The organism is Mesorhizobium sp. ArgA1 (assembly GCF_053714375.1).
In genome coordinates, this window is the sequence record NZ_JBSKBQ010000018.1 from 1 (window position 1) to 10,331 (window position 10,331).

At 57.0% G+C, this 10,331-nt stretch carries 10 protein-coding genes; 5 read left to right on the top strand and 5 right to left on the bottom strand.

What is annotated here, in order from left to right; genetic code table 11:
• A partial coding sequence (locus ACWGTI_RS26880; protein WP_454589919.1) for an AGE family epimerase/isomerase occupies window positions 1-266 on the top strand: 266 nt, incomplete at its 5' end.
• A gap of 317 nt (window positions 267-583) precedes the next feature.
• Here ACWGTI_RS26880 and ACWGTI_RS26885 read toward each other — a convergent pair.
• Window positions 584-778, bottom strand: coding sequence for a hypothetical protein (locus ACWGTI_RS26885; RefSeq protein ID WP_454589920.1), 195 nt, complete (start codon window positions 776-778; stop codon window positions 584-586).
• A gap of 245 nt (window positions 779-1,023) precedes the next feature.
• Complete coding sequence (locus tag ACWGTI_RS26890) at window positions 1,024-1,833, bottom strand: hypothetical protein (protein WP_454589921.1); 810 nt, start codon at window positions 1,831-1,833, stop codon at window positions 1,024-1,026.
• Between the two features lie 337 nt (window positions 1,834-2,170).
• Between ACWGTI_RS26890 and ACWGTI_RS26895 the strand changes: the two genes are divergently transcribed.
• Window positions 2,171-2,941 (top strand): TylF/MycF family methyltransferase, encoded by a 771-nt coding sequence (locus ACWGTI_RS26895; protein ID WP_454589922.1) that lies wholly within the window; start codon window positions 2,171-2,173, stop codon window positions 2,939-2,941.
• Between the two features lie 148 nt (window positions 2,942-3,089).
• Here ACWGTI_RS26895 and ACWGTI_RS26900 read toward each other — a convergent pair whose 3' ends face one another.
• Window positions 3,090-3,986, bottom strand: a complete 897-nt coding sequence (locus ACWGTI_RS26900) for a DUF707 domain-containing protein (RefSeq protein ID WP_454589923.1) — start codon at window positions 3,984-3,986, stop codon at window positions 3,090-3,092.
• On the opposite strand from ACWGTI_RS26900, the gene ACWGTI_RS26905 reads away from it, so the two are divergent.
• Window positions 3,979-4,122 carry a hypothetical protein gene (locus ACWGTI_RS26905; protein WP_454589924.1) on the top strand — a complete coding sequence of 48 codons (144 nt, stop codon included), beginning with the start codon at window positions 3,979-3,981 and terminating at the stop codon, window positions 4,120-4,122. The two genes, ACWGTI_RS26900 and ACWGTI_RS26905, sit on opposite strands and share 8 nt — an antisense overlap.
• Window positions 4,123-4,275: 153 nt before the next feature.
• Here the strand turns inward: ACWGTI_RS26905 and ACWGTI_RS26910 are convergent, their stop codons facing one another.
• Both ACWGTI_RS26910 and ACWGTI_RS26915 read right to left on the bottom strand, forming a co-directional pair.
• The gene (locus ACWGTI_RS26910) at window positions 4,276-4,887 is read right to left on the bottom strand and encodes a class I SAM-dependent methyltransferase (protein WP_454589925.1); all 612 of its coding nucleotides are present in this window, start codon (window positions 4,885-4,887) and stop codon (window positions 4,276-4,278) included.
• Window positions 4,888-5,035: 148 nt separating this feature from the next.
• Window positions 5,036-7,840: a glycosyltransferase family 25 protein gene (locus ACWGTI_RS26915; RefSeq protein ID WP_454589926.1), complete on the bottom strand. Its 2,805-nt coding sequence runs from the start codon at window positions 7,838-7,840 to the stop codon at window positions 5,036-5,038.
• A 978-nt stretch (window positions 7,841-8,818) separates the two neighbouring features.
• On the opposite strand from ACWGTI_RS26915, the gene ACWGTI_RS26920 reads away from it, so the two are divergent.
• Together ACWGTI_RS26920 and ACWGTI_RS26925 are read left to right on the top strand one after the other, a co-directional pair.
• Window positions 8,819-9,154: a hypothetical protein gene (locus ACWGTI_RS26920; protein ID WP_454589927.1), complete on the top strand. Its 336-nt coding sequence runs from the start codon at window positions 8,819-8,821 to the stop codon at window positions 9,152-9,154.
• Window positions 9,155-9,244: 90 nt separating this feature from the next.
• A partial coding sequence (locus ACWGTI_RS26925) for a DUF4347 domain-containing protein (protein ID WP_454589928.1) occupies window positions 9,245-10,331 on the top strand: 1,087 nt, incomplete at its 3' end.

Consider the following 10,331-nt stretch of genomic DNA (forward strand, 5'->3'; position numbering starts at 1 on the left):
TTGGCGGACCGGATCTGAAACCCGAGATCGAAGCTCGTGTCGCCCGCCTCTTCCGATGGCATATTGATCCGGCACCGCTTGGCTTGTGGGTCGACAGGATTGACGAGCGCGGGAGGTCACTGGCCACCGAGGTCCCGGCGAGCATCTTCTACCACCTGGTGACGGCGTTGATGCAGTATCTGGACAAGACTGGAGGACAGGTGGAACCTTTCCCGCTGCTGGTCTCGGAAACAAGTACCCCCCCTCTCAGGCAGGTCTACGCCTGACTTAAACGTTCCCCGGTCGTGCGAAACGCCGGCGGGTCTCACATCGCTTTCGCCATGAGAATGGATCGCTCGACCCGGATCTGATCTATTTGCCCGAGGACGCTTTCTCAACTCCTGCGAGGACACGAACGGGCGGGGATTCGCCACTTCAGTCAGACAACGCCCAATGAGACAACCCGTGGCGGGACGGCACGAATTCGAAACCAAGGCTCGGCTGAGCGGAGCCTAAACGCAGCAAACGTCATCCTTTTAGCTAAATTTGCAAATTCCTGAATAAGGCTAAAGTCTCGTCTTAGCCGGCGGTAAAAAGACGCTGGTCAGGCCCAGCGGTCGCCACCCAACTCACACCTCGCCTGCTGGGCCGCCCGCCATATGTTCCGATGGAACGAATCCGTGTTGTAGTAGTCGATGTAGTCCGTGATGGCTTCGTCCAGGCTTTGGACGGAGACCTTGGGCGCGTCCGAGATCGTCGTCACGTTCGAACAATTGGATGAAATCTTGCCCTTGCCCAAGGCCGCTCATCTGAATCCAGATTGGTGGGCGACCAAAAGGCATGAGCCCGCAAATCCCCCACGCCTAGGCACCCAAAGGTCCGGCGAGCATACGCTCGTCCAAATTGGTTGAACCGAAGCTCGCCCAGACATCGTCAACGATCAAGAGTTTGGGATGGTACATTGTGGGCTGGACCAGCGGCGCTAAGGAATCCCGCCTGTACAACGGGACAGCGTGGCCCGGCGACCCTCTCTTGCACCCGCTTTCACTTGAACCGTTGCGCGAACAAGTCCTGCAAGCGGAGCGGCAGTTGCGGCGAGGCCTCCAACTCCGTACAGCTCTGTTCCCATCGTCGGAGATATTCGGCGATGGGAATACCGGTTCGACCGGGCCAACGGTTGAGTGCGCCCAGAGCTTCGATGCAGTCCGGCGCGCGGTCGTATTCGGCGAGGATGGTCAGCGACATTGCCTGGGCAAACGGATTGAGGGCGGGCATTTCGATCTCGCCGCGGTGGTTGGCGAACCACGCAGCGACGTCGCGCGTGAGCCCCTGGCTTTCAGCGAGCGCCGCATAGCGATCGATGATGTCCTGGCGGTACCGGGCGATGGCATCGCCGAAGGCGTTGTCGCCGGCGAAGGGCGGGGCCTCCTTCCAGCTTTTCGCCAGACGCCCGAGCCCGCGCAGCGAGTGGGCCTCCACCATGGCTTCCTCGACCCATTGGCAAGGGGGCGCCGGCTTGGCGTCCGCCTGCCAGCTGTTGCAGAGTACATGGCCGAGCTCATGGCCGAACTGGTAGGCGAGCTTCGACCAGTCGCGCTCACCGATATCGACGATGATCCAGGCCATGCTGCTGCCGTCCGGATGCAGCCAGATGGCCGGCGTGCCGGAAGTGTGCTCGTCGATACGCAGCCGCGTAGGCTGGCGATCGGAGACGAGGCGGACGCCATCCAGGCAGGCATGCCGCATGCGCTCGACGACCTGAACGGCAGCACCCTCCAGCATGCGGCCCCAGTTGCCGGCAAGCTCGATGGGCGCGGTGAGGAGAGACGGAGGCAAAGTGGTCAGTGGCGCCATGGCTGCATAGCTCTCCGCGAGGGCGTCCCGACCCGTCAACGCGGTAGGAATCAAGCTTCCGGCCACTGCGCGCCCCAAGAGTGTAGCGAAATCTCGTCGTCGCACTTCGATTCCTGATGTCCGACCGCCGGCGTCTAACTACCACGATAATCCACCAATGGCGAAGACTCGGGAAGCGGATAAGGCATCACGAGCAGGCGAAGCTATCTTTTCGCAAACGATGGCGAAAGCTATCTGCTACAGTGACGGCGTAGCCGTTCAACGAGCCGCACACGCATCATCCAAATCCCAGTGCGGTAGCATCGGTTCGTGTCAAGCTCCCAGAAGGAGACGAACGTTGAATGACAGTCATGACTTCGTGACCGCCGCAATGAAAATGCGGAATAGATACCTTAATGTTCTGGAAGCATCGCTGACCGGGACCTTGTATGGCGACGCGCCCATTGATCCGTGGACGGGTGGGAAATACGACCCGAACAAGCGTGCTCTTGGGCGGGATTGGCCGGGACTGGCGCAAACCATGATTGGCTCAGCGAGGATGCGCAATCTACGGCATTTATGCGAAACTGTGATCTTAAATGATGTTCCCGGCGACTTCATCGAAACCGGAGTTTGGCGCGGCGGGGCATGTATTTTTATGAGAGGTATTCTTGCCTCGTACGCCGATACTCAACGTCGGGTCTTCGTCGCTGACAGTTTCGCTGGCCTTCCTCCCCCGAGTCCGGAAATCTATGCGGCGGACACTGGGGACACCCACCACACACATTCGCAACTGGCGATCTCCCGGAAGGACGTAGAAGAAAACTTTCGCAGATATGACTTGCTGGATGAGCAAGTCGTCTTTCTTGAAGGCTGGTTCAAGGACACACTCCCTAGTGCCCCGATACAAAAATTAGCGATTCTCAGGCTCGACGGAGACATGTATGAATCAACAATTCAAGCTCTTGACGCGCTTTATCACAAGCTGTCGTATGGTGGATTCGTAATCGTCGACGACTACTTTCTCGCCCCATGCGCTCAAGCTGTAAATGAATTCCGGACTAGAGGGGGGATTACCTCGCCATTAATTCCGATCGACGGCTGTGCAGTGTGGTGGAGGGTTTCCTAGGTGTGGCGATTTAAGGATTCAGGTCCTTACCTCTTAGGAAATGTCTGCCATTTCTCGTTGATCATCAAGATTATTACATCGGTTGCGGGCGCGAATCCCTCGATCTCAATGAGATTAGGTCCTTGCCTCAAAATTCGAGACCACCTCACTATGCTCGGAAAAAGTACGTATGATAAACAAATTGCATCGGTCTGACCACATATGGGTTTGTATCAATAATAGTAAGAATTGACTTCATTTCTTTACTGGGATCAATGCCAATACCTTTAAGATAGTCGTAAAACGGTCCTGAATCCGGCTTGCATTCGTTCGCATGTCGGATGAGGAAATTGTCAACGATGCCTGCACGCCAACGCTCTTTCAGGTGATGACCCCAATATATATCGAGCCCCCATCCCGAAATTGACAAATCAAATGAATGCAGCATCTCCCGCAGAAAGTCACGTCTGAAGAATGGAGCCATCACCTCGACCCAATTTGTCGTTCGCAGTATTAGACTAGGGTGATGGCGGGTAAGAGCGATGACACAGGAACTGTCAGAGGTCAGAGACGGTTGTGCGATATCCAGAGAATATTCTTCACAAAGTTTGAAAAAATCGCCGGGATCAAATAGAACTTCGATGTCATCGTCCAGAAAAAAAACTCCCTCATAGATATTGTGCAATCCCGTCGCCTCGAATAGCCGTTTGGCGCCATGCATCTTTGAAAGACCGCCGCCAAAAATGAGTTCGGCTCCGGTGCGGAAAGCGTCATCAGGGTGCGGGTCTGCATAGTAGTTTATCCCGACATCATACTCCCGGTGCTCACTCAGAGGCTCAGAAAACAAGGAGGGACGGCGCTTGGAGCCGGCGCGTATCAGAATCAAGTACCGCCTTGGTTCGCGCGGGACAGTTAGTATCTGAATGTCGTCCGAATTCTGAAACATTGACGATTCTCCGATATCACGGCAGCGGTCTTCGGTCTCGATTTTGCCGATGTCGGGAACCACAGCGGCGGAGCCGGTCAATGCGATCACGGTAACCGGCCCAGCTGTTCCGATGATCATCCCGACCTATCGGTTTTACAACCTCATCGTCGAGGGCGCCGCGCTCGGCGAGCAACTCATCCGGGACATTCTCGGCATGGGCACCGTCGCCGAAGCATCATCGGGAACTTTCTCCAGGGCTGATGCGATTCATTGATTTGTCCAGCAAACTTTTCCGGTGGAAAGCAACTACTTCTTGGCGCCTATTGCAGGGCGTACCGCAACCCCACGACCATATCGAACAACGCCTAAGGCGGTGTGTAAGTTGCAGCGTGACGAGCATTTGAACCGGTAAATGGCACTGGGTTTCTCATGCACCGATTTGCGCCATGTCCCACAGACACATCGCCTTCGATGCGTAGTGTTCCTCCGGCATGACCAAGAGTGGCAGAGGCAACGAGAATGGCGGCTGCTGTAGGTTGAGAAATCCGAATCCGCCCGTTTCCTGGGCAATGTCCTGTGCCGAGGTCGAATGGCTTGAGGTGAACAGCCAGCGCGCCCCGGACTTCCTGAAGTTGCGTAGCACGCGCCAGATATCGGGCTCGGTCAGATGCTGCAGGCAGTCGCGTGAAAAAATGAGGTCGACGTTCGGCAGGGGTTCAGCTGCCAGATCGAGCACGTGAAATTCGCGATCCGCATATCGCATGCGATTCGTCTCGATGACTTCCGGAACGATATCGCAGCCGATGTAGTGCGTTTTGCCCAAGTCGACGAAGCGCATCCAGTTGAAGTCGCCGCAGGGCGCATCAAGCATGGAGTTTACATCCAGTGCGCGCAAAAGCATCGGCAATACGGTTCGCACGCGATGCGTCGTCGCGTAAGCTGAACCGAGTCCGGAGCGCGATTCCGCCGAGCCCCACTCGTTGCTTAGGTAAATGCGCGCGAAGGCTTCGCTGGAATCATCGGGCGTGCTTTGCGTCATCGAATGCACCTCATGTTACTGGTCGCGTCCACGTTGGAGCGCGACACATCGAGACCCCAGCACCCCGTAGGCGGGCTTTGTCAGTATCTCATTTCCCTCGCACGCGGGCGCGTCGGCCAATGGCGGTCAGTTGTGCTTCCATGACAAACTAGCTCGGCTCTCGATGATCTGCGCCTATCCGGTCTGACGGTAGTTCGGTATCGTGAATGACGAGTGGTGGCATGCAAACGTAAGCTTGCATTGATCCATATGCCGCACACATCGCGCAATCGATACCGGTGTCGTCTATGACGACGGCAGTTCCAGGAAATGGGATCTGCCTACTTCGTAGCGGCAGACATTTTTCAAGAAGTATTCGTGCGCCTCTTGGTGTTACTGTGTAGGCCTGAATCCCGAACGAGTGCTCTACTTTTATAAGGGAGTGTGAAAATTTTTCTACTTGAAACAAGGCGGTATTATTACTATATCGATGATCGTAAAATTCAAGCTTGGCCTTGGAGAAGCCGAAATTTAACCATAGAAACAATGGGTAAAATATATAGCCCCACTGTATAATGTCCCAGCTAGGCGGTGCTTTAGTTATGATACTGGTGGATTCCTCCATGAAGCGAAACGATGACCGAACGTCGTCTTCGAAAATAGTTATTGTCTTGTTCTCTGAAGCCGACAGCTTCCACAAGTTGATATGCGATAGAGCGCATCCCAACGTGCCCGGGGGATACGGACAATCACTGGTAATCAGACCTTCCTTGATGAGGGCCTCCCTGTCGAGAGACGTGCCGTCAACGGCCGATACGCGAACCGTATTGTGCAATAGGTGCCAGTTGTTGCTTTGATACCTGCTCCAGCGCTCGACGCTGCGGTCGAGGTTTATCAGGTGAATTTTCGGCGAACCCGTTGGCTCGACAGGCCGGGCTGGCATCGTCCCGGAGACAGGGGGCGCGGCGGCAGTGAATGCGGGGGTATCGCCCGCACCATGCAACAGCGCTCGAGCCCGCTCGATCCCGTCACTCACATGGTATTGGCCCTCGCCGAAGGTGATGTAGCCGTAGACCTGCCGGTTGTCCATGTACTGGACGATGCCGGCCTTCCTGGCACTGTCGGCAAAGATGACATACTCGTATCTTGACGTGCCGTCATCATATGTCAGTTCCTTCAGCACGTCGGCGCGCACGAGATAGGTGCAGTGCACTAGCGGCATCTCGATGACGCCGCGAACATGCCTGTTGAGTACCCACCCATATTGGTCGCACTGCAGATAGTAGCCGTTGGCGTCGACCTCGGCGTGGTAGTTCGAATAGTACTGGCCGGGCGAGATAGAACGCAGCAAGGGGGCGACGATCGGCAGGTCGAGCGCGACAAGCTCTCGTAGCGTGGCCGGTCTCACAAAATTGTCGACGTCGACGACGAAATAGAAGTCGCAATTGTACTCAAGGGTCTTCCCAAGGCTGATGTTGCGGATTCGGCCGAGCACCTTGAAACGCGTCTCGTTCCATTCGTGTTCGCGAAACTGCTCGACCCGATCGGCCACGTCTGAGGCATCGAACTCAACCGCCGCGTAGAGGTGGCGTACACGCTCCACCCATTCGCGGAGTATCTGCTCGGTCCTGTCGGTGTTGTTGTTTGTCCTGATGTACAGCACGATCGACGCCTTCGGGTAGTCGAGCGCCTCGATGCATTCGAGGTAAAGGGGGAGTGCCGGCTCCTTCTGCTTTGCCAGGATTGTTACCAGAACGCGCGGCGTGCCCTTCATGTGCGACCGCAACGAACGCTGCGGGATGAGCTTGTGCTGTTCAACCAGGCTCTCGGCGCCGAGTCTCCCCAAAGCCGGTGGCTCGCCGACCTGAAGCTTGTCGGTGGCGAAGCGCGCGTTGGCCACCACGCGCTTCAGCATGTTTGCCGGCAACTTGTCGCTGGCCAGTAATTTCAGGCAGGCGTCGAGCGATTCCCGGTATGCGCCTGCCCAGTACGCGTTGACCGAAAACTCATCGAGAAGCCCATAATCGTAGACCCAGGGCTGCACGAAAAGTCCGGCGGGTTGAGCAAGGTCGAGCCCTCGACGCGCAAATTCCATTCCTTCCGCATTCCGGCCTTGGTTGCGGCAAAAGAGGCTTGCGGCGTGAAGAGCCTCCGCACGGGCGGGAACGGTCTGCGCGGCACGTTCAAAGGCCGCAATGACCTCGGCGAATGGCCGTCCCAGCGCTGCCATGAGGTTGCCCGCCTCGAGCAGGCTGACATAGATCTCCTCGTCCCAAAAACCCAGCTCGGCACGCTTCAGATAGTTCGCCAGCGATTTTTCGCGTTCGCCGGAATCCCTGTAGCTCTGCGCCAAATAGAAGGTGTATCGCGAGACAAGGAAGGGGTCGGTCTCCGTGGCAAGCGCATTTTCAAGAACCGCCGCGTCGTCCTGGTACTTTCGCGGGTTTTGACTGCGTGCTCCGCCACGCCCCGTCGCCACGCGAAAACCCTTGGCGGTCTCGCGTGTGAGATGGCCGGGAGGGGCCTCGAGATATTCGTGCAGCACGCCCTTGAAGGAGAACGGCAGCCGGTTGCGGCAGATCTGCGGCCGATAAAACGAAATGTCACCATGGGACACCTCGATGTCGTATAGATCGTGTTCCATCTTCGACTTGAACGCGATCGGATCGAAGCCGGCGTCCTGGACCACGACGTCGTCCGCGTCGATGATCATGGCGTAGTCGACCGTCTCGACTTCACGCAGCCGGTCAAGGGCAAAGGTCCGGTTGTACGCGAAGTCCCGCCAGGGCTCGTCGATGACTGCGCCGTTGACATTGTGCGTGGTCAGGAAGGTACGGATGAGGTCCTGCGTGCCGTCCTCGGAACCCGTGTCGATGACGAGCACATAGTCAACGATAGGAAGCGCGCTGGCGAGGCAATGCAGAATGACCTTTGCCTCGTTCTTGACGATCATGCACAGGCCGATGGTGCTCATGCTAATCCCTTGACGGAGCGGCGTTCGTTACGGGGGGCTGCTCGAAATTGTTGAAGGGGAATTCATACGTCTTTATCCGGCCTTTATACCTCGTGCACATAACCCGCCGCCTTGGCCATCTGCATGACCTCTGTTGCAAAGTATCGCTCATCCCTTCCTTTGCAGACGCGACCTCAGCGCCATCCATTGTTAGCCAGCACTTTTCATCCCAGCAAGGCCTCGCGGTTGCCTTGGACGAAGGGGGCGAACAAACCTTCCAGTCGGGTTCAATCGCTCACGCGAAAAACTCCGCCGCAATATCAAGGCTTCGTCGCTACGAGGTGGAGCATCTTTAAGCCCCGGATTTTCCGATGCATTTGGCCGCATGCGCGCCATCTCGATGTTTGCCAAGATAGTCAGTCGTGATTGCGCAATTAACAAATCGTAAACAGGTTATTTACAAGTTGCTAATTTTATAATTTACTAATGTCTTACATATGTGGAGGGTTGCCGTGGACCGGGCAGTAGGCCTGTCGGTTCGCGCGGTCTGCGAAGCCAGGAGAGTATCTGGAGCAAGTCACTTCTTTGCGTGAGGGCGCAGAGAGTGTTTGGTGGCGTGCAACGAAGACGTCGGACTGCCTTGAACTCAAGTCTAGCGTTTTCCCAACCTGATGTTCCCTCGCAAGTAGTCGATTCCCTCGCAAGTTGTCGTCGAGAAATCGAGACATGCGTGTTGGGAGTTGGCTGTGGTTGGTGTGATACCAAGTACGAAACGATGCGCCCGCGGCACGGGCTTCCGCTTCGATCAATCCCTTAATTATCCGCCCCTGGCCGCCAGCAAGGATTGCCCCGTGATTGACGGGTATTCCTCGGCGTCCCGTGGACCGCCGCGCGCCTGCGAACGCCACGCTCACCTCAGCGAGCGCCCACGTTCGGCAGCGATTGAAACCAGCGATTGAAATCCAAGGGTACGAACCAAGAGAAGCTGCGGCACGGCCGTTGGCGACCGAGGAGAAGATGATGAGCTACATAGCAGGGTTTGCAGTCATGGAAGTTGCCGTTAGAGGCGTCTTGCCCATCGGCGACACGACCGAAAATGTGCCTTATTTTATCCTGGACACGGCCAAGAGCGCCATCGTCGGTCAGGTCATTCTTCCCAAGGCCGTCAAGCGAAGCCTCGCCGTCGCTGTCACGGTAAAGGTCCCCGCCGCAGCCGGTTCATTGGCGATTGGCACGTTTGACGATGGCGGGGCTTTCCAGGCCTGCAGCTTCCTTCGCGTAGAGAGCCCCACTGTTGCACGTCCCGACGGCGCCGTCGGGACGTCTGGACGATGACGCTCCCAAGCTCCTTCTCCTGACCGCTCGCGGGCCATCCCGGTGGGCGGTTTCCACTTGAACCGAATTCGAAGCCAACAGGAGCCAGTCATGGCCCGCGCCTCTGAATTTCTTTTTGTCGATCCTTCAGTTTCCCACCTCGCGACGGTTCTCGGCAATCTGAGACCAGAAGTTCGGGCTGTCGTGCTCGATGGCCGCCGGCCGGCGGCGCAGCAGATCGCTGCCGCGCTCGCAGGGCACGAAAGCCTCGATGCCGTGCACGTCATCGCACACGGCGCGCCTGGCCGGGTCACCTTCACTGCAGGGGAGTGGTCATCAGCCACATTGAAGGACGAGGCCGAGGATCTTGCCGCAATTGGCAGGGCGATTGCCGCGGACGGCGAGCTGAGGCTGTGGAGCTGCGAGACGGCATCGGGGGATGCTGGCGAGGCCTTCGTGACGGCGCTGGAACGGGCCGTCGGCGGGGACGTCCGCGCATCGAGATCACTGGTTGGCGCAGCCAAGTTAGGTGGCTCTTGGGAGATGTTCGCAAGCGCAAGTGCTCCGACGCCCCTGCCGCCGCTGACCACCGATGGATTGGAAAAGTACGTTGGGGTGCTTGCCTCGGGCGACCTTACAATCACGGGCGAGATAACCGCTACTGGTGGCAGCAAATCTATTAATACCTATTATCTTGTTGATACAACAATTGATCCTGACACTGTTGTTGGCACTTTTTCTCTTCCATCTGCGCAGAATGGATTAGTTTTTGAGTTTAACGCAACGATAACTATTCCAAACACACTTGATACATATGTCATATATAATGCCAATTTCGGCCTTGTGGGCACTCTTGAACCAATAGTCCCGGCTGATTACCCCGTACATCCCGTTTCTTCTTATAATTTTACAACCGGTCCTGCCAATGGAACTGGCGGCACAAGCAATGGCGGTAATAAGTTCGATGGTGGAACTCTGGGTCTTTCAAGCAGCGGTAGCGTAGGCCCGACGGGTCCGGCGGGAGCTACTGGTGCGACCGGAGCAACAGGCGCCACGGGCGCTACTGGTGCGACAGGTACTTCAGGCGGGACGGGCGCGACCGGCGCAACTGGAGCCACAGGCTCGACCGGCTCGACGGGTGCAACCGGCTCTACAGGAGCCACAGGTGCAACCGGTGACACGGGAGCGACTGGCTCTA